At 72.9% G+C, this 17,704-nt stretch carries 16 protein-coding genes; 8 read left to right on the top strand and 8 right to left on the bottom strand.

What is annotated here, in order from left to right:
- Positions 1-37: 37 nt before the first annotated feature.
- Entirely contained in the window at positions 38-1,438 is a 1,401-nt protein-coding gene (locus tag GA0074696_RS13120) for an FGGY family carbohydrate kinase (RefSeq protein WP_088961378.1), read from the bottom strand.
- A gap of 272 nt (positions 1,439-1,710) precedes the next feature.
- Here GA0074696_RS13120 and GA0074696_RS13115 point away from each other — a divergent pair, with 272 nt between their 5' ends.
- Positions 1,711-3,630 (top strand): anthranilate synthase family protein, encoded by a 1,920-nt coding sequence (locus tag GA0074696_RS13115; RefSeq protein WP_088961377.1) that lies wholly within the window; start codon positions 1,711-1,713, stop codon positions 3,628-3,630.
- A gap of 66 nt (positions 3,631-3,696) precedes the next feature.
- Here GA0074696_RS13115 and wrbA read toward each other — a convergent pair whose 3' ends face one another.
- Positions 3,697-4,317 (bottom strand): NAD(P)H:quinone oxidoreductase, encoded by a 621-nt coding sequence (gene wrbA / locus GA0074696_RS13110; protein WP_088961376.1) that lies wholly within the window; start codon positions 4,315-4,317, stop codon positions 3,697-3,699.
- Positions 4,318-4,537: 220 nt separating this feature from the next.
- Between wrbA and GA0074696_RS13105 the strand changes: the two genes are divergently transcribed.
- The gene (locus GA0074696_RS13105) at positions 4,538-5,428 is read left to right on the top strand and encodes an LLM class flavin-dependent oxidoreductase (RefSeq protein WP_088961375.1); all 891 of its coding nucleotides are present in this window, start codon (positions 4,538-4,540) and stop codon (positions 5,426-5,428) included.
- A gap of 326 nt (positions 5,429-5,754) precedes the next feature.
- Here the strand turns inward: GA0074696_RS13105 and GA0074696_RS13100 are convergent, their stop codons facing one another.
- The gene (locus tag GA0074696_RS13100; RefSeq protein WP_088961374.1) at positions 5,755-6,129 is read right to left on the bottom strand and encodes a DUF4190 domain-containing protein; all 375 of its coding nucleotides are present in this window, start codon (positions 6,127-6,129) and stop codon (positions 5,755-5,757) included.
- A gap of 174 nt (positions 6,130-6,303) precedes the next feature.
- Here GA0074696_RS13100 and GA0074696_RS13095 point away from each other — a divergent pair, with 174 nt between their 5' ends.
- On the top strand, positions 6,304-7,026 hold the full coding sequence (locus tag GA0074696_RS13095) for a YsnF/AvaK domain-containing protein (RefSeq protein ID WP_088961373.1): 723 nt from the start codon (positions 6,304-6,306) through the stop codon (positions 7,024-7,026).
- A 168-nt stretch (positions 7,027-7,194) separates the two neighbouring features.
- Positions 7,195-8,256 (top strand): winged helix DNA-binding domain-containing protein, encoded by a 1,062-nt coding sequence (locus GA0074696_RS13090; protein WP_088961372.1) that lies wholly within the window; start codon positions 7,195-7,197, stop codon positions 8,254-8,256.
- 360 nt (positions 8,257-8,616) lie between these two features.
- Here the strand turns inward: GA0074696_RS13090 and GA0074696_RS13085 are convergent, their stop codons facing one another.
- From GA0074696_RS13085 to GA0074696_RS13070, 4 genes are read right to left on the bottom strand one after another with little or no spacing between them, the layout of a single operon-like run.
- The gene (locus tag GA0074696_RS13085) at positions 8,617-9,825 is read right to left on the bottom strand and encodes an ABC transporter ATP-binding protein (RefSeq protein WP_088961371.1); all 1,209 of its coding nucleotides are present in this window, start codon (positions 9,823-9,825) and stop codon (positions 8,617-8,619) included.
- A gap of 9 nt (positions 9,826-9,834) precedes the next feature.
- The gene (locus GA0074696_RS13080) at positions 9,835-10,668 is read right to left on the bottom strand and encodes a carbohydrate ABC transporter permease (protein WP_088961370.1); all 834 of its coding nucleotides are present in this window, start codon (positions 10,666-10,668) and stop codon (positions 9,835-9,837) included.
- 1 nt (position 10,669) lies between these two features.
- On the bottom strand, positions 10,670-11,665 hold the full coding sequence (locus tag GA0074696_RS13075) for a carbohydrate ABC transporter permease (protein WP_088961369.1): 996 nt from the start codon (positions 11,663-11,665) through the stop codon (positions 10,670-10,672).
- Between the two features lie 58 nt (positions 11,666-11,723).
- The gene (locus GA0074696_RS13070; protein ID WP_088961368.1) at positions 11,724-13,016 is read right to left on the bottom strand and encodes an ABC transporter substrate-binding protein; all 1,293 of its coding nucleotides are present in this window, start codon (positions 13,014-13,016) and stop codon (positions 11,724-11,726) included.
- A gap of 233 nt (positions 13,017-13,249) precedes the next feature.
- On the opposite strand from GA0074696_RS13070, the gene GA0074696_RS13065 reads away from it, so the two are divergent.
- The 4 genes from GA0074696_RS13065 to GA0074696_RS13050 all read left to right on the top strand — a co-directional run bounded on the left by GA0074696_RS13065 (position 13,250) and on the right by GA0074696_RS13050 (position 15,558).
- Positions 13,250-13,828 carry a mycothiol-dependent nitroreductase Rv2466c family protein gene (locus tag GA0074696_RS13065; RefSeq protein ID WP_088961367.1) on the top strand — a complete coding sequence of 193 codons (579 nt, stop codon included), beginning with the start codon at positions 13,250-13,252 and terminating at the stop codon, positions 13,826-13,828.
- Positions 13,829-13,886: 58 nt separating this feature from the next.
- Entirely contained in the window at positions 13,887-14,591 is a 705-nt protein-coding gene (locus GA0074696_RS13060; protein ID WP_088961366.1) for a VOC family protein, read from the top strand.
- Between the two features lie 212 nt (positions 14,592-14,803).
- Positions 14,804-15,235: a RusA family crossover junction endodeoxyribonuclease gene (locus GA0074696_RS13055; protein WP_088961365.1), complete on the top strand. Its 432-nt coding sequence runs from the start codon at positions 14,804-14,806 to the stop codon at positions 15,233-15,235.
- Between the two features lie 47 nt (positions 15,236-15,282).
- Positions 15,283-15,558: a hypothetical protein gene (locus GA0074696_RS13050; protein WP_088961364.1), complete on the top strand. Its 276-nt coding sequence runs from the start codon at positions 15,283-15,285 to the stop codon at positions 15,556-15,558.
- Between the two features lie 7 nt (positions 15,559-15,565).
- Here GA0074696_RS13050 and GA0074696_RS13045 read toward each other — a convergent pair whose 3' ends face one another.
- Positions 15,566-17,380, bottom strand: coding sequence for an AfsR/SARP family transcriptional regulator (locus GA0074696_RS13045; protein ID WP_088961363.1), 1,815 nt, complete (start codon positions 17,378-17,380; stop codon positions 15,566-15,568).
- Positions 17,381-17,704: the final 324 nt, after the last annotated feature.

The raw sequence follows: 17,704 nt of genomic DNA, 5'->3' as shown, positions 1-17,704 counted from the left end.
CCGCGAGCTGTGTCAACGGGGCATGGCACAGCTCCGGTCAGGAAGCGGCGCCGGAGCGCTGCGGCGCGTGTCCCTCGTCGAGCGGGTCGGTCATCGCCAGCCGCCCCGCCTCGGGCACCCGGCCCAGCGCCACCAGCGCCGCGCCGATCGCCCCGATCTCCGGCTCGGCGCGGTGCCGCACCGGGCGGGGTGCCAGCGCCGTGGCGAACGCCGAGCGCCACCAGGCGGAGGCCGCCATCGCTCCCCCACCCAGCACCACCTCCATCGGCGTCTCGACGGTGGACTCCAGCACGGTCAGATCGTCGGCCACCATCCGGCACAGGCTGGCCATCAGTCCGGCCAGGATCTCCACGCCGGTGGTGGAGAAGCTGAGCCCGCGCAGCCCGCCGGAACCGGCCGGAGCGAAGCCGGGTGGCCGGTCGCCGCCCAGGCGGGGGTCGGCCGTCACCGCGCCGCCGTCCAGCGGCACGCGGGCCAGCGCGGCATGCAGCTCCCGGCTCTCGGGCAGCCGCAACTCCCGCTTCGCCCAGGTGTACAGGTTGCCCCCGCTGGAGTAGGCCGCCCCGGTCACCACGTACTCGTGGTCCACCCGGTAACGCCAGAGTTCCTCGGGCAGCGGCGGCAGCGGCTCACCGGCCGGCAGCCGATGCAGCAGCCGGACCGCCGCGGAGGTGCCCACGGTCACCGCCGCACGCCGCCCGTCCACGCAACCGGAGCCCACGTTGGAGGCGGCCCCGTCACCGACCGGGACGGACCAGGCGACGTCGGCCAGCTGCGGCCACCGACGGGCGTGCTCCGCGCGCAGTCGCCCGCTCCACCCCGTCGGCGCCAGCTCGGGCAGCTCGCCCGGGCGGACCCCGGCCAGCTCGCAGGCTTCGGCGTCCCAGGTCAGCGTGCGCAGGTCGAGCAGTCCGGTACCGGAGGCCATGGAGACCGACATCGGCGCGGTGTCGAGCAGCTGGCCGAGGACGTACTCGGCCAGGCCGGCGAACCGGGCGATCGGGGTGTCGCACCGCGCCCGGAGCCAGGGCAGCCGGAGCGGCCAGTAGCCCCGGTGCCACCACCCGCCGATCCGTCGGTGGTAGGCGTCGGGATCGGCCGGGCCGCCGTTGCCGGGGGGCGCCATGGCGCGGGTGTCCAGCCAGGTCAGGACCGGCCCGAGCGGCGCGCCCGCGGGGTCGAGCGGCAGCACCGAGTGCCACTGCGCCGAGACCGCGACCAGGTGCACGTCGCGCAGGTGCCCGGCGGCGGCGAGCTCGTCCAGGCACTCGACCAGGCAGGCCAGGTATTGCGCGGGGTCGAGGGTGCCCGAGCCCCGGTCGCCGATGTCCACGTGCACCTTGCGCCGCGCCAGCGCACCCGGCCGCGGCTCCGCGTCGGCGTCGAGCACGAGCCCGCGTACCGAGGAGGTGCCGAGGTCGAGAGCGAGAATGTTCATCGCCGGTCACGGTACCCGCCGACCGGCCCGGCGAAGCCTCGATCGGTGGCCAGGGCGCGGCCGTGTACCTCGGACGGCTTCCCCGCCGGGCGGGCGCCGCGTAGGGTGGTCGACATGCTCGCGCACCTGTCCTGCTGGTGGCCCGCCGACCCGGCGGCCACCTTCCGCGCGTAGCTTTCCCACGCGGCCGCCCGACGAGGCGGCCGCCGGTCTCTCCCCCGGCTCCCGGGCCGCCCCGACGGGCGGCGCCGACGGCCCCGGAGGAGACACCGATGAACCGCCCGCACGACCTGCTCGCCGCCCTCGCGCACGACGCCGACCCCGGCCCGTTCGCGCTCGTCCGTCGCGAGGGCGCCGCGCACCTCGACCTCTTCACGGGTACGGTCCGCACCGCCGACCGGCTCGTCGACCTGCCGCTGCCGGACGGGGCGGCCGGCCCCCGCACGCTGGCCCTGGTGCCGTACCGGCAGATCGCCGAGCGGGGCTTCGAGTGCGTCGACGACGGCACGCCGCTGGAATACCTGGAGATAGCCGGGCACGCGCCGATCGCCCTGGCCGACGCGCTCGCCGCGCTCCCGCAGGCCCCGGTGGTCACCACGGGCGCCGCCTTCGACGTCGCCGACGAGGAGTACGCCGGCACCGTCGAACGGGTGCTGACCGAGGAGATCGGCCGCGGCGAGGGCGCCAACTTCGTCATCCACCGCACGCTGCGGGCGACGGTGCAGGGATCGCCGCTGCGGGCGGGGCTGGCGGCGCTGCGCCGGCTGCTGCTCGCCGAGCGGGGCGCGTACTGGACGTTCCTGGTGTACACCGGGCACCGGATCCTGGTCGGCGCAAGCCCGGAGCGGCACGTCAGCGTCGACGACGGGCTGGTGATGATGAACCCGATCAGCGGCACCTTCCGGCACGCCGGCGCGACCCCGGACCGCGCCGCCCTGCTGCGCTTCCTCCGCGACCCCAAGGAGGTCGAGGAGCTGTACATGGTGCTCGACGAGGAGCTGAAGATGATGGCCACGGTCGCCGAGCACGGCGGCCAGGTGGTCGGGCCGTACCTGAAGGAGATGGCGCACCTCGCGCACACCGAGTACCTGCTCGCCGGACGCGGCTCGAAGGACGTCCGGGAGGTGCTGCGGGAGACGATGTTCGCCCCGACGGTCACCGGCAGTCCGATGGAGAACGCCTGCCGGGTGATCGCCCGGCACGAGCGCTCCGGACGGCGCTACTACTCCGGCGTGTTGGCCCTGCTGGGGCGCGACAGCCAGGGACGGCAGACGCTGGACGCGCCGATCCTGATCCGGACGGCGGAGATCTCCCCCGCCGGTGAGCTGCGGGTGCCGGTCGGGGCGACCCTGGTGCGGCACTCCACCGCCGCCGGCGAGGTCGCCGAGACGCACGCCAAGGCGGCCGGCGTGCTCGCCGCGCTGGGGCTGGCTCCGCAGGCGCCGGCCACCGACCCCACCCGGGCGGTACGCCTCGCCGACGACCCCGAGGTGCGGGCGGTGCTAGCCGCACGGAACACGCCACTGGCCCGGTTCTGGCTCGAGGAGCGGGTGCCCGGAACGACCAGGCTGGCCGGGCTGGCCGGCCGGCGGGCGCTGATCGTGGACGGTGAGGACACCTTCACCGGGATGCTCGCCCACCAGCTCGGCGCCCTGGGTCTCGACGTGGACGTGCGGCCGTGGCAACGGGCGGCCCCGCTCGACGGGTACGACCTGGTGGTGGTGGGGCCCGGGCCGGGCGACCCGGGCGCGATCACCGAGCCGAAGATGGCGGCGCTGCGGGCGCTGCTGGCCGACCGGCTCGCCGCCGGCCTGCCCACGCTGGCGGTCTGCCTCGGCCACCAGCTGCTCGCCGGCCTGCTGGGGTTGCCGCTGCACCGACGGGAGGCGCCGTACCAGGGACTGCAGCGCGACGTGCGGGTCTTCGGCACGTCCCGGCGGGTGGGCTTCTACTCCACCTTCACCGCCCTGGCCGACCGCGACCGGCTCGGCACCCGGTACGGGCCGGTGGAGGTGTCCCGTGACCCGGCCGACGGGGCGGTGCACGCGCTGCGCGGCCCCGGTTTCGCCGGGGTGCAGTTCCACCCGGAGTCGGTGCTCAGCCGGGACGGGCTGGCCGTCCTGGCGGACCTGCTCGGGCACCTGCTGGCCCGTCCGGCGCTGATCGCGCATGGACCGGCCGATCGCGGGTAGGGGTTGCGGCGACCGGTGGCCGGACGGGCCGAGAGCCCCCGCCCGGGCCACCGGTCGCCCAGTACGTCAGCCGGCGGCCAGGCCGCGCTTGACCGCGGCGCCGATGCGCACCGCCCGCTTGGCGGTCAGGGCGGTCGCGCCCAACGCCAGCTGGTCCGGGGCAGTCTCCCCGTTGTTGCTGGTGTGCGAGGCGCCGTACGGGTTGCCCGCGGCGAACTGGCTCGGGTCGGTGTAGCCGGGGGTCACCACGAGCCCGCCCCAGTGGTAGAAGATCGTGAACAGCGACAGCAGGGTGGACTCCTGCCCGCCGTGCGAGGTCGCGGTGGAGGTGAAGGCGCTGTAGACCTTGTCCACCAGGGCGCCCTGCGACCAGAGCGGGCCGGTGGTGTCGATGAACTGCTTGAGCTGGGCGGCGATCATGCCGTAGCGGGTGGGCGAGCCGAAGATGATCACGTCGGCCCAGGACAGATCGTCGAGCTGGGCCTCGGGGACGTCCTGCGTCTCCAGGTGGTGGGCCTGCCAGCCCGAGTTGGAGCGGATCGCCTCGTCGGGCGCCAGCTCGCGTACCTTGCGCAGGCGCACCTCGGCGCCGGCCTCGCCGGCCGCCTCGCAGGCCGCCTGCGCCATCTGGTAGGTGATGCCGGTCGCGCTGTAGTAGACCACCGCTACCTTGACCTGGCCGTCCATCGGCACGTCCCTCCTCGGTTCGAATCAGCTCCCGCGACTACCCGTCCCGTGCCGGGTCAAACTGCAAGATCGAGCGATCGCGCGGAGCCTGCCCCGGTCGAGGCCGGCATCCCGGCACCCGGAATCGATGGACTGCCCGCGGCCGTGACGGGAAGAAGAGGCGGATGAGCATCGGAACGCGCCGGCCCTCGTGCCCGCCCTACCCGGGGTCCGACCGGCGATGAGCGACTACGGTCACCCGCTGCTCTTCGGATCGTTCACCACACCGGCGAGCGACGACCCGGCGGGCACCGTCGCTCTCGCCGTCCTGGCCGAGCAGGTCGGGCTGGACCTGGTCACCTTCCAGGACCATCCGTACCAGCCGAAGTTGCTCGACACCTGGACCCTGCTGAGCTACGTCGCCGCGCGGACCAGCACGGTGGGCCTGTCGGCGAACGTGACGAACCTTCCGCTGCGCCCGCCGGCGGTCCTCGCGCGCAGCGTGGCGAGCCTCGACCTGCTCAGCGGCGGCCGGGTCCGGCTGGGCCTGGGGGCGGGCGCGTTCTGGGACGCCATCGAGGCGATGGGCGGCCGCCGGCTCACCCCGGCCCAGGGGGTGCGGGCCCTGGAGGAGGCCATCGACGTCATCCGGCAACTGTGGGACGCCGACGGGCGCGGCGGCGTGCGGGTCGACGGCGAGTTCCATCGGGTGCACGGCGCCAAGCGCGGCCCGGCCCCCGCCCACCCGGTGCCGATCTGGCTGGGCGCCTACAAACCCCGGATGCTCGCGCTCACCGGCCGGCGGGCCGACGGCTGGCTCCCGTCGCTGGGCTACCTGCAACCCGACGACCTGACCACCGGCAACCGGATCATCGACGACGCCGCCGAGCAGGCCGGCCGGTCGCCCCGGGACGTCCGGCGGCTGCTCAACATCACCGGACGGTTCGGCGCGGTCGGTCGCGGCCCGCTGGACGGGCCCGCGGAGCAGTGGGCCGAGGAACTGGCGGACCTGGCACTGAGCGAGGGCGTCAGCGTCTTCATCCTCGGCAGCGACGACCCCGACGACCTGCGCCGATTCGCCGCCGAGGTGGCGCCCGGCGTACGCGAGCTGATCGCCGCCGACCGGCACTGAACCGGCGGCGGCACGGAGCCGGGCAGCAGCGGCCGGCCGGCTGCCGGTCGGCGAAGGTCGCTCTCGGCGCTCCGGTCGCGACCCGCTGATCAGGACGACCACGCGCCCCCCGGCTCAAGATTTGCGCAAGTTCCCTGCGGGGCGATGCCCGCCGGCCGCGCCGGCCGGGATCCTGATCGCACGGGTGCCGGCGGCCCGGGACACCGCCGACGCACGACGGAACCTGAACGGGGGGATCGCGCTCCGCCCGCGAGAGCGGGCGTAGCGCGATCAGGGCCCGTGTCAGCTGGGGGGCTTCGCCAACAGGTCGGCGGCCCGTGTCCGGCTCAGTCGTCGAGTCGGTCGCGCAGGTCGTCGACCTGTTGCTGGAGGCGGTCCACCGCACCCTCGTCGTTGACGAAGGTGCTGATCCCGGCCGCGAGGGCCAACCCGAGCAGCACCGCCAGGATGCTGAGCACCAGCCCCCCGATCGCCACCCCCCGCCCGGTCACCCCCGGGCGGCGGCTCATCTTCAGTCCGACGATCCCCAGGATCACCCCGATGATCCCGAGCAGCAGACCGATCCAGGCGAGGATGGCGGTCAGCACGCTGAACAGCGCCGCGACGCCGAACACCAGGGCGAAGGTGGCGGCGGCGCTGGTCTTGGCCGGCGTACCTCCGGCAGGACGGGCGCGCGGGGCGGGCTCACTGGACGCGGTCATCTCATACCTCGCATTCTTCGCTACGGTCCCGGACGGCGCATCCCCGATGTCCCGACACTTATGCGTCCCCTCCGGCACCTGTTCTCCCGCTGCTGCTATCCACGGCCGTCCTCACGAATGTGCTCCGCGCGGGCCGGGTAGCCACGTCGTGACCCACGAGAGGAAGGACGAACGATGCGACTCACCGAACAGCAGGTCCGCTCGCTGTACGGGCAGGACGTCCAGGACCGCTCGGGCGCCAAGATCGGCACTGTGGCCCAGGTCTGGGCCGATCCGGCCGGCGAGGCCACCTGGGTCAGTGTGAAGACCGGCGTGATGGGACACCACGAGTCCATGGCGCCGCTTGCCGGGGCCGGGATGGCCGAGGGTCGCCTGCGGGTGCCCTACGACAAGGCGACCGTGCGCAGCGCGCCCGCCGTCGAGTCGGGGACCGAGGCGCCGCTCGGCGCGGACCAGCTCGCCCAGCTCTACCGGCATTACCAGATCCAGCAGCAGCAGGAACAGCCGCAGCGGCGGCCCGGTGCGCCGGAGGTGACCCGGTCCGAGGAGCGGCTGCGGGTCGGTACGCAGAGCGAGCCGGCGGGCAAGGCCCGGCTGAACAAGCACGTGGTGACCGAGGACGTGCACACCACGGTGCCGGTCGAGCACGACGAGGTACGGGTGGTGCGCGAGCCGATCACCGCGGCGAACCGCGGCGACGTCCGGCCGGACATCCGCGACGAGCAGCGTGAGATGGAGCTGCGCGCCGAGCGGCCCGTGGTCGGCAAGGACCAGGTGCCGGTCGAGCGGGTCCGGCTGACCAAGGACGAGATCGTCGAGAATGAGCCGATCGACGCCCAGGTCCGCCGCGAGCGGGTCGACGCGGACGTGCCGGAGCCGGCACGCCGGCGGCGCTGACCGCGCACGCCACGGTCGGTGATCGTGGACGTCGGGCGGGTGGGCCGTGGCCCGCCCGCCCGGCGCCGTGTCCGGATCGGTGTCGGTGCCGCCGCCTAGGCTGACCGTCGTTACCGGGCGAAGGGCGGCACTGTGCGGTTGACCGGCGGCCAGGCGTTGGCGTTACGGATGACCAGCCTGCTGTTGCGGGAGCACCCGCGCGGCCGGCCGCGGGACATCGCCGGCGTGGTCGAGTGGTTCGGCGCGATGCAGGCGCAGGACGCGGCGAGCGGCCTGTGGTCGCTGGGCACCCGCCTGCCCGGGTGGACGGTGGCGGACGTGCGGGCGGCCCTGGAACGCCGGGAGGCGTTGCGTACCTGGCCGATGCGGGGCACCGTGCACCTCGTACCCCCGCGGGACGCCCGCTGGATGCTCGAGGTGACCGGCGTGCGGGCGCTGCGCGGCGCGGCGGCCCGCCGGAACGCGCTCGGCCTCACCGAGGCGGACGCCGACCGGGCGGCCGACGTGCTCGGCGCGGCCCTGGCCGGCGGCGGCCGGCTCACCCGCGCCGAGTGCCTGGCCACCCTGGCCGCCGCCGGCATCGACCCGGCCGGCCAGCGCGGCTACCACCTGCTCTGGTACGCCAGCCAGCGCGGCGTCACCTGCATCGCCCCGCACGTCGGGACCGAGCAGACCTTCGCCCTGCTCGACGAGTGGGCGCCCGAGCCGCGCCGCCTCGAGCGCGACGAGGCGCTCGGTCTGCTGGCGCTCCGCTACTTCCGGTCCCACGGGCCGACAACGCGGCAGGACTTCGCCGGCTGGACGGGGCTGACCGCGACGGACGCCCGGCGGGGCATCGCGGTGGCCGGCGACGACCTGGCCACGGTGGAGGTGGACGGGGTGCCGGCCGTGCTCGACGCGGCGTTGCTGGACGCACCCCGCACCGCGCGCGACGACGTGCTGGCGCTGCCCGGGTTCGACGAGTACCTGCTCGGCTACAAGGACCGCACGCTGATGCTCGACCCCGCGCACCGGCAGGCCGTGGTCCCCGGCGGCAACGGCGTGTTCCAGTCCACGATCGTGCGCGGCGGCCGGGTCGTGGGCACGTGGAAGCGCACCATCGGCCGGGCCCGGGTCAGCGTGACCGTGCGGCAGCTGACCCCGTTCGACGACACGGTGCGCGGTCGGGTCGAGGCCGCCCTCACCCGGTACGCCGACTTCCTCGGCCTGCCCCTTCATCACTCCTGGTGACCCCGGCTCCGCGCCACCCGCATCGTCACCATCCGTAACCGGACTGACCTCCACCCGCGAGCGACGCCGGCCGCCCAGACACGCGCCATCTCCCTGACCTGCCTGGATGCCGAACTCTTACCCCACCCCGCCACCCTCGCCTCGCACGCTTTGCTCTGCTGCCCTCCCGGCAACAGCCACGGATCGTCACTGTTGCCGGGGCGGCAGCAGAGCAAAGCGTGCCGCTCGGGTGTCGGCCGGCACGGGCGGTGTGACGGTCGGTGAGGACGCCCAGGCTCGGTAGCTGCTCCGGGACTGGGGCCGGGGCGGCAACGCGAGGGGGCCGGGGGTGGACACCCACCGGCCCCTCGGCGACGACCGTCAGTCGGCCAGCGCGCCCGCGGCCCGGCCCTCGTGCAGGGTCAGGTTGCGACCGCTGGACGGGTCGAACAGGTGGATCTTCTCCAGGTTGAACCAGACCCGGCGGCTCGTGCCCTCCGCCACCGGGGACTCGGCCGACAGGCGGGTGACCAGGCTGGCCCCGGTGCCGGTGAAGTCGGCGGCGCCGGCGTCGGCGGCCAGTTCCTCCAGCTCGGCGGCGCTGGCCCGCTCCCCCTCGACGGTGAAGTAGACGTACTTGTCCGAGCCCATCGACTCGACGATGTCCACCGGCGCCTCGAACTCCATGCCCCGGCGGCGGGTCTCGTCGTCGACCAGCTCGGCGTCCTCGAAGTGTTCCGGACGGATGCCGAGGATCAGCTCGCGGGGAGCGTCGGCCCCTTCGAGCTGCCGGCGAAGCCGATCGCCGATCGGCACGTCGCCGAGCGCCGTCCGCAAGGTGCCATCGGAGACCGCCGCGTGCAGGAAGTTCATCGACGGGGAGCCGATGAAACCGGCGACGAAGAGGTTGCGGGGGTGGTCGTAGAGCTCCTGCGGCGGGCCGACCTGCTGCACCGCGCCGCCCCGCATGATCACCACTCGGTCGCCGAGGGTCATCGCCTCGGTCTGATCGTGGGTGACGTAGACGGTGGTGGTGCCGAGCTGCTTCTGCAGCCGGGACACCACGGTGCGCATCTGCACCCGCAGCTTGGCGTCCAGGTTGGACAGCGGCTCGTCCATCAGGAACGCCTTGGGCTGGCGGACGATGGCCCGACCCATCGCCACCCGCTGGCGCTGGCCGCCGGAGAGGTTCGCCGGCTTACGGTCCAGCAGCGCGGTCAGCTCCAGGACCTTGGCCGCCTCGTCCACCTTCTGGGTGATGGTCTCCTTGTCCAGCTTCTGCAGCCGCAGCGGGAAGGCCATGTTCTCCCGGACGGTCATGTTCGGGTAGAGCGCGTACGACTGGAACACCATCGCGATGTCCCGGTCCCGGGGCGCCTTGTCGTTCACCCGCTGCCCGGCGATGCGCAGCTCACCGGAGCTGATGTCCTCCAACCCGGCGATCATGTTGAGGGTGGTGGACTTCCCGCAGCCGGAGGGGCCGACCAGGATGACGAACTCGCCGTCGGCGATCTCCAGATCGACGTCCTGCACCGCCACGGTCCCGTCCGGGAACCGCTTGCTCACCTTGTCGAGCACGATGTCAGCCACGACTACCACCTATCCCTTGACTGCGCCGGAGGTCAGTCCGGAGACGATGCGGCGCTGGAAGAAGAGCACGAACAGGATGATCGGAATGGTGATCACCACGGCGGCGGCGCAGATCGCCCCGGTGGGATCCTCGAACTGCGACTCGCCGGTGAAGAACGACAGCGCCACCGGCACCGTGCGGGCCCGCTCGGTGGAGGTGAGCGTGATCGCGAAGAGGAAGTCGTTCCAGCAGAAGATGAAGACCAGGATCGCCGTAGTGAACAGGCCGGGCGCGGCCAGCGGGGCGATCACCCGCCGGAACGCCTGGCCCTGGGTGGCGCCGTCCATCTTGGCCGCCTTCTCCAGGTCCCACGGGATCTGCTTGAAGAACGCCGACAGCGTGTAGATCGCCAGCGGCAGCGCGAAGGTGATGTACGGCAGGATCAGGCCCGGCCAGGTGTCGAAGAGGCCGAGCTGCCGCTCGATCTCGAACAGCGGCGACACCAGCGACACCTGCGGGAACATCGCGATCAGCAGGGAGACGCCGACCAGCAGCTTCTTGCCGGGGAAGTCCAGCCGCGAGATCGCGTACGCGGCCATCGCCCCGAGCACCACCGCGATCAGCGTGGCGATCAGCGCGATGCCGATCGAGTTCACCAGTGCCCGGACGAACTGGTCGGTGTCGAAGATCGTCCGGTAGTTGTCCAGCGTCCACTCGCGGGGGATGAACCTCCCGTCGGTGAGGGTGGCCGGGGTCTTGAACGACAGCGAGGCGATCCAGAGCACCGGGATCAGCGCGAAGACGACGACGATGACGTCCAGCAGACCCCAGCGCAGCTTCGCCCGGGTGGTGGTTTCGGCCATGTCAGCGCCTCTCCCCGTCGTCGCTGCCCGGAGCAGCGGTACCGAACAGCTTCACGAAGACGAAGGCGGTGATCGCCACGGTGAGGAAGATCAGCACCGACATCGTCGAACCGATGCCGAGGTTGAGGCCCCGGATCAGGTTGTTGTAGGCGAGCATCGACACCGAGGAGGTCTCGTTGCCGCCCGCCGTCAGCACGAAGATGTTGTCGAAGACCCGGAACGCGTCCAGGGTGCGGAACAGCAGCGCGACCAGGATCGCCGGCTTCATCACCGGCAGCATCACCTTGGTGAACCGCTGCCAGGCGGTCGCCCCGTCGGTGGAGGCGGCCTTGAGCAGGTCCTCCGGGACCAGCGCCAGCCCGGCCATCAGCAGCAGGGCCATGAACGGGGTGGTCTTCCAGATCTCGGCCAGCATGATGATCGCCAGCGAGCTGGCCCGCTCGGTCAGCGGCGCGCTGCCGTCGAAGAGGTTGGCCAGGTAGCCGGTGCCGGGCGTCCAGGCGTACCGCCAGGAGAAGGCGGCCACCACCGTGACTATGCCGTACGGGATCAGCGCGGCGGTGCGGACGATGCCCCGGCCGACCAGCGTCCGGTGCATGATCAGCGCCAGCCCCATGCCGAGCACCAGCTCGATCGCGACGGTGACCACCGTGATCAGCATGGTGACACCGAACGCGGTCCACCAGAACTCGTTGGTCAGCACGGTGCCGTAGTTCTCCAGCCCGATGAACTCGCGCTGGTCGGGGAAGCGCAGGTCGAAGCGCTGCAGCGACAGCCAGACCGAGTAGATGATCGGGTAGGCGGTCACCAGCAGCATGACCAGCGCGGCCGGGGCGCAGAGCAGCCAGCCCAGCCGGCGCTCGGCCTTCTTGTTCTCGCTCAACGGGGTCTTCGCCCGGCGGCCGGCCCGCTGGGCGGGCACCGCCGCGTGCCGGCCGGTGGGCCGCTCGGCCTCGGCCGCGACCTCCGCCCCGGTGGGAGTGGCGTTGATGCTCATGCCGTCACCTCCGGACGGTTGCCGCCACCGGTCGGCCGGCGGCGCTGGGTTCGGTTCGTCACGGCAGGACCCCCTTGGACTGGAGGGCGTCGGAGATCGCGTCGCGCAACTCGTCGGCCGTCCGGTCCGGCTGGATCCCCGACGGCGGCGACAGGATCGCCGACATCACCGTGGAGATGCTCTGGTACGCCGGGGTCAGCGGTCGGACCGCCGGCTCCTTGAGCTCGTCGAGGATGGTCTCCTTCATCGGGTACGCCTTGGCCATCTCCGGGTCGTCGTAGACCTTCTCAATGGTCGGCGGCACGCCGTCGTTGATGGCGGAGAACTTCTGGTTCTTCTCGTTGCGGATGCACCTGGCCGCCTCGAAGGACTCCGTCGGGTGCTTCGAGTAGGAACTGACCGCCATGTTCACCCCGCCGATGGTGACCTTGCTCGGGGTGTTCGCGTCGATGCCCGGCACCCGGGCCCACTTGACCTTCTTGGCCAGCTCCGGGTCCGCCTCCTGCAACGCCGGGTAGACGAAGGGCCAGTTGACCTGGAAGGCGCCGCCGCCGGCCTGGAACTCCAGCCGTACCGGGTCCTCGGTGGCGTTGGTGAACGACGGGGAGGCCACGCCCGACGTGGCGAAGCGCTTGAGCTGGTCCAGCGCCTTGACCGTCCCGGCGTCCATCACGGCCTGCTTGCCGTCGTCGCTGAGGATCTTCCCGCCGGCGCTCTCGGCCATGGTGTTGTAGAGGACGACCAGTCCCTCGTACTGGGCGCCCATGGTGAGCACCTGGTACGGCTTGCCCTGTCCCTTGAGGTCCTGGGCTGCCTTGATCATGTCGTCCCAGCTGGTCGGGGCCTGCGGCACCAGGTCACTGCGGTACCAGAGCAGCTGCACGTTGGTGTTCTTCGGGGCGGCGTAGAGCTTGCCCTCGTACCGGGCGGTCTCCAGCGGGCCGGTCAGCGTGCCCTGCTCCACCTCGGCCTTGTCCTGGCCGGTCCACTCGCGGATCCAGTCGGCGCTGGCGAACTCCTGGGTCCAGGTGACGTCGAGGCCGAGCACGTCCATCCCGGTGTCCTGCGCGGCCAGCCGACGGACCAGCTGCACCCGCTGGTCGTCGGCCTGCCGCGGCAGCACCCGGTAGGCGATCCGGTAACGCCCCTGTGCCTGGGCGTTGCAGTCGTCGACCACCTTCTGGAGGTTCTGCTCCGGCGGGTAGTACAGGTTGATCGTGGGCGTACCGCCGCCTGCGCCATCGGAGCCGCACGCCGCCAGTGGCGCGACCAGCGCCAGCGCGGCGGCCGCCGCCCCGAGCCGAACGCCCGGACGGCGCCGATGTCGGATCGCTTCGGGGTCTGTCGTCATCGCCCTCCCCCTTTCTTCGGCGAGAGACCGGGGGAAGGCCCGTGCCCCGGCGCACGGCGAGACGGCCCGGACAGTGGGCGGCGGAATCGCGCCAGGTCCGGGCGTTTCGTGCGCCCACAGTGCCCGACCCGCGACGCCCCGAAACCTCAGCGTGACGATGCGCATGTCCGGGCCGTGGGTGTGCGGGAGATCACCGCGGTGCGGGTCGGTCGGCCCCGCCGTAGGCTCGGCCGATGGATGCGACCTTCTTCTTCGACCCCGCCTGCCCGTGGACCTGGCGCACCTCGCGCTGGCTGGTGCGGGTCGCCGAGGCCCGCGGGCTCAGCGTCGGGTGGCGGGCGTTCAGCCTGGCGATCCTCAACGAGGGCAACGTCCCGCCGCAGTTCGCCGACGCGATGACCGCGTCGAGCCGGGCGTTGAGGCTGGTGGAGGCGCTGCGCGCCCAGGGCCGCCCCGAGGACGTCGCCCGCTTCTACACCGAGCTGGGCGCACGCAGTCACGACGCCGGCAACCCGCTCGCCGCGTCGATCGTGACCGCCGCCGTCGACGCGGCCGGGCTGGGCGAGGCGGCGCCGGCCCTCGACGACGAGCGCTGGGACGAGGCGGTACGCGAGTCGCACGCCGTGGCGTGCGCCTCGGCGGGCCCGGACGTCGGCTCGCCGGTGCTGATGGTGCCCGGCGCGGAGCGCGGCATCCACGGGCCGATCCTGAGCGAGGTGCCCGAGCTCGACGACGCGCTGACCATCTGGGACTCGCTGCTGCCACTGCTGCGGATGCCGGCCTTCCACGAGGTCAAGCGCGGCCGCCGCTGACCCTCCCCCGGCCCGCGGCGGGGCGGCGTGGTGTCGGGTGGGCGGGCATGATGACCCGATGATCGCGCGCTTCAAGGATCTCTGCATGGACGCCGCCGACCCCCGTTCGCTGGCCGGGTTCTGGGCCCGGATCCTCGGTGGCGAGGTGGTCGACACCGGTGACGGCGACTTCCGGGTCGACCCGCGGCCGGGCGGGGCCGGGCCGGAGTCGATCTGGGTCAACCGGGTGCCCGAGCCGCGTACCGGCAAGACCCGGGTGCACCTGGACCTGCGACTGGCCGACGCCGACCCGGCGGCGCTGCTGGCCGCGGGCGCCCGGCTGGTGCGGGAGCCCGACGCCGAGATCAGCTGGTGGGTGCTCGCCGACCCGGAGGGCAACCAGTTCTGCGCGTTCGCGGCGCGCGAGGGCAGGCGGCCCGGGCCGTTCGAGATGGTGGTGGACAGCGCCGACCCGACGGCCCAGGCCACCTGGTGGGCGGGCGTGGTGGGCGGTCGGGTGAAGACCTCGGCGGAGGGCCACGTCTCGGTGGTCGGCGCGGCCAACTTCCCCTGGGACTACTGGCTCTTCGACCCCGTGCCGGAGCGCAAGCGGGTCAAGAACCGGGTGCACTGGGACGTCGACCTGGCCGGCCCGGACGCCACCGCCCTGATCGCCGCCGGGGCGACCCTGCTGCGCGAGCCTGACGAAACGATCGGCTGGTGGGTGCTCGCCGACCCGGAGGGCAACGAGTTCTGCGCCTTCGCCCCGCGCCGGCCGGCCTGACCGGCGGTCGTTCCCAGCAGGTGGGCGCGGTGGGGCTACCCCGCGCCCGCCGGGTCGACTAGCGTCAGGTGAGCTTCACCAGCCAGCGCGTCGCCGTCGAAGTCGATACGCCTCCGGCCGACCCCAGCCCGCCCGATCGGTTGGTTCTCGCGCGAACTTCCCTCCGCCGGTCCACCGGTTGGGCAGGATCGTCCCCACGAGGAGGTGCCGTCGTGCAGGACACCCGCGCTCTCGCCCTGACGTTCGAGGTGAGCGGCCTGCCACCGGTCAAGACCGAGGCGCTGTCCATCTTCGCCGCCGGACACCGGCAGGCGACGAGGGTCCGCGCCCTGCTCCAGGCGGCCTGCGCCGCGGCCCAGCGCACCGGCTGGACGCCGCTGCCCGGGCCCGTCGAGGTCGACCTGATCCTGCGCTGCCCGCCGGGGCACCGCACCTCGGACGCCAGCACCCTGCTCGGCGGGGTGTGCGCGGTGCTCCAGGACAAGAAGCGGGTCGCCAACATCGGGCTGGCCCATCTCGGCGTCCTGGTCGACGTCGCGCTCTACGACGACGACCGGCAGATCCGGCGGCTGTCGTACGCGGAGGAGCCCGCAGAGGACTTCTCGTACCAGGTCCGGGTGGCCGCCGTACCGGCCGAGGTTTGACCGACGACCGCGGTGGGGTACCGCGGACGCCGACGAAGGGAGCGCCGATGTCGGAGCCACATGTCACGCTCGATCCGAGCGCGCTGGACCCTGTGCAGGAGAAGCTGCGCGGCGCGCTGGAGGATCAGCTGACCTCGGCCCTGCAGGCGGCCACCGAACGGGTCCGGGCCAGCTACGCGGGCGAGCCGGTCGAGCAGGTCTGCCAGCGGCTGCTGGACGAGACCCGCGCCGGCCTGCACCCCGACATCGCGGCCGGCTTCAACCCGGACATGGACGAGTTCTGCCGGGTGGCGGTGGCCATCGTGCGCGGCGGAGCCTCCTGAGGCCCCGTCACGCCGCCATCGGGCTCATCCGGCCGCCCGCCGTCAACGGTGTCGCCGCGAGTTCGGCCACGTAGTCGTCGACCAGTGCGGGCAGCCGGTACCCGGCCCGCTCGTCCCGGGACACGAGGTGCGCGTCCACCAGGTCCTCGAGCGCACGCCACACGCGCTCGGCCGAGACGCCGAGCCGCGCCGCCGTACGGTCGGGGGCGGCTGCCGCATCGGGCGTTTCCCCCAGCAGGGCGAGGATCCGGCCGGCCACCTCGTCCCCGGAGCGGACCGCGGCGACGCCAGCCGCCAGGCTCGCCCGCACCGACTGGTCGCCGAACGCCAGCAGGTCCAGCCGGGCCTGCGCGTCACGCGCCTGCCCGATCAGGACGCCGATCGCCAGCTTCGGGTGGCTCGCCAACCGCAACGCGGTGATTCGCAGGGCCAGCACCGAGCCGGCGCAGAGCCGGATCAGCCCGGCGGTGGCGGCGGGCTCCGCGTCCAGCCGGTCGGCCCCGACGTGCGCGGCGAGCAGCGCCCACGCGCCGGTGGCGGACAGCGGACGCAGCCCGACCGGAGTGACGCCGTCGAGCCCGTGCAGCCGCCGCTGGCCGACGACGATCAGAGCCGGGCCGGGCCCGGCCGGAATGAGCGGTCGCACCTGTTCGGCCCCGGTCACCCCGTCGACCACCAGCAGCATGCGCCGGCCGGCGACCCGGGAGCGGTACCACCCGGCCCTCTCGTCCACGTCTCCCGGCACCTCGGCGGCGGGCACCCCGAGTGCGCGCAGCACCCGGCCCAGTACCTCGCCGGCCGTCATCGACGGTCGGCGCCCGAGGTCGACGAAGACCTGACCGTCCGGGAACTCGGTGGCCACCGCGTGCGCCGCGCGTACCGCAAGCGCCGTCTTCCCACTGCCTGCCGGCCCACTCACGACCACGGCGGCCGGCGTCCTGCCACGCACGGCCGCGACCACGTCGGCCAACTCCTGGGTACGCCCGACGAAGGTGGTCAGGTTGGCCGGCAGTTCCCTGGGTACGAGGGGTGTGTTGCCGCGCCCCTCGCTCTCCGGCCCGGCCGAGGTGCCTGCGGTGTGCGTCGTTTCGAGGGAGCGGTCAAGCACAGCCCGGTGCAGCGCCGCGAGCTCCTCCCCCGGTTCGACGCCCAGGTGTTCGTCGAGCGCCGCGCGAGCCTCCCGATACGCGGTCAGACACGCCGGCACGTCCCCGCACAGGTAGAGGGCGAGCATCAACTGACCCCAGGCACGTTCGCGCAGCGGGTGCGCGGCGAGATGGCGGCGCAGGTCGCCGAGCAGGTCGCCATGGTCCCCGACGGCCAGACGCGCCTGCGCCCACTCCTCGAACACCTGGAGGCGCTGCTCCTCCAGGCTGGCCCAGTGACCGTCCAGAAGCGGCCCCGGCGGCAGACCGTCCCCGGCCGGTCCACGCCAAAGATCGAGTGCAGCGGTCAGCGTCGCGACCGCCGCACGGTGTTTCCCGGCCGCCAGGTCGGCCCGGCCCTTGCTGGCCAGCCGCTGGAACCGGTCGACGTCCAATTCCTCGCCGGCCAGGCACAGCTCGTAGGCGTTGGATCGGGCGAGCAACCGGTCACCCAGCACCCGGCGCAGCCCCATCGCGTGCGACCGCAGGTTGGCCACCGCGGACGGCGGGGGCACGTCGCCCCAGGCCACCTTGGACAGACGGTTCAGCGACACCGGCCGGTTGGCACCGAGCGCCAGGGCGGTGAGGACGGCCCGCCGCTTCGCCGCCCCCGGCGTGACGTCGGCACCCTCGACGAACAGTTGCATCCTGCCGAGTAGCCTGAGCTCCACCTGCATGTTGCCGCTCCCCCGTTGAGCCTTTGAGCGCGCTCAGGCTAAGTGCCTGTTGTGGACAGCAGCAAGACACATCGAGGGATGAAAATGGTGACGAGTCTCAATGCGTCACAACGGCGTGTCGATGTAACAAAGTTTCTGACTGGAGCGCTCCGCCGACCGGATTCGTTGAACGCCTCGCTCCCGAATTGAAAACTTACTACTTGTGAAGGAAGTGGCCGAGCCGAGCGCGCAGGTTCCGGCCAGGTGATCTCGCCATACTTCTGTTGAGCAGTGGCCGCCGAGGCGGAAACTCACCTCGGCGGCCACCCTTGACCCCGATGTCCG

It is taken from the genome of Micromonospora purpureochromogenes (assembly GCF_900091515.1).
In the GTDB taxonomy this organism is placed as follows: domain Bacteria; phylum Actinomycetota; class Actinomycetes; order Mycobacteriales; family Micromonosporaceae; genus Micromonospora; species Micromonospora purpureochromogenes.
Note: the sequence above shows the minus strand (reverse complement) of the source record. Positions and strands in the feature narration are given on the sequence as shown.

Coding starts and splice junctions, on each gene's coding strand:
- GA0074696_RS13120 (WP_088961378.1), bottom strand. CDS start 1,438: ATGAACATTCTCGCTCTCGACCTCGGCACCTCCTCGGTACGCGGGCTC.
- GA0074696_RS13115 (WP_088961377.1), top strand. CDS start 1,711: ATGAACCGCCCGCACGACCTGCTCGCCGCCCTCGCGCACGACGCCGAC.
- wrbA (WP_088961376.1), bottom strand. CDS start 4,317: ATGGACGGCCAGGTCAAGGTAGCGGTGGTCTACTACAGCGCGACCGGC.
- GA0074696_RS13105 (WP_088961375.1), top strand. CDS start 4,538: ATGAGCGACTACGGTCACCCGCTGCTCTTCGGATCGTTCACCACACCG.
- GA0074696_RS13100 (WP_088961374.1), bottom strand. CDS start 6,129: ATGACCGCGTCCAGTGAGCCCGCCCCGCGCGCCCGTCCTGCCGGAGGT.
- GA0074696_RS13095 (WP_088961373.1), top strand. CDS start 6,304: ATGCGACTCACCGAACAGCAGGTCCGCTCGCTGTACGGGCAGGACGTC.
- GA0074696_RS13090 (WP_088961372.1), top strand. CDS start 7,195: ATGACCAGCCTGCTGTTGCGGGAGCACCCGCGCGGCCGGCCGCGGGAC.
- GA0074696_RS13080 (WP_088961370.1), bottom strand. CDS start 10,668: ATGGCCGAAACCACCACCCGGGCGAAGCTGCGCTGGGGTCTGCTGGAC.
- GA0074696_RS13075 (WP_088961369.1), bottom strand. CDS start 11,665: ATGAGCATCAACGCCACTCCCACCGGGGCGGAGGTCGCGGCCGAGGCC.
- GA0074696_RS13070 (WP_088961368.1), bottom strand. CDS start 13,016: ATGACGACAGACCCCGAAGCGATCCGACATCGGCGCCGTCCGGGCGTT.
- GA0074696_RS13065 (WP_088961367.1), top strand. CDS start 13,250: ATGGATGCGACCTTCTTCTTCGACCCCGCCTGCCCGTGGACCTGGCGC.
- GA0074696_RS13060 (WP_088961366.1), top strand. CDS start 13,887: ATGATCGCGCGCTTCAAGGATCTCTGCATGGACGCCGCCGACCCCCGT.
- GA0074696_RS13050 (WP_088961364.1), top strand. CDS start 15,283: ATGTCGGAGCCACATGTCACGCTCGATCCGAGCGCGCTGGACCCTGTG.
- GA0074696_RS13045 (WP_088961363.1), bottom strand. CDS start 17,380: ATGCAGGTGGAGCTCAGGCTACTCGGCAGGATGCAACTGTTCGTCGAG.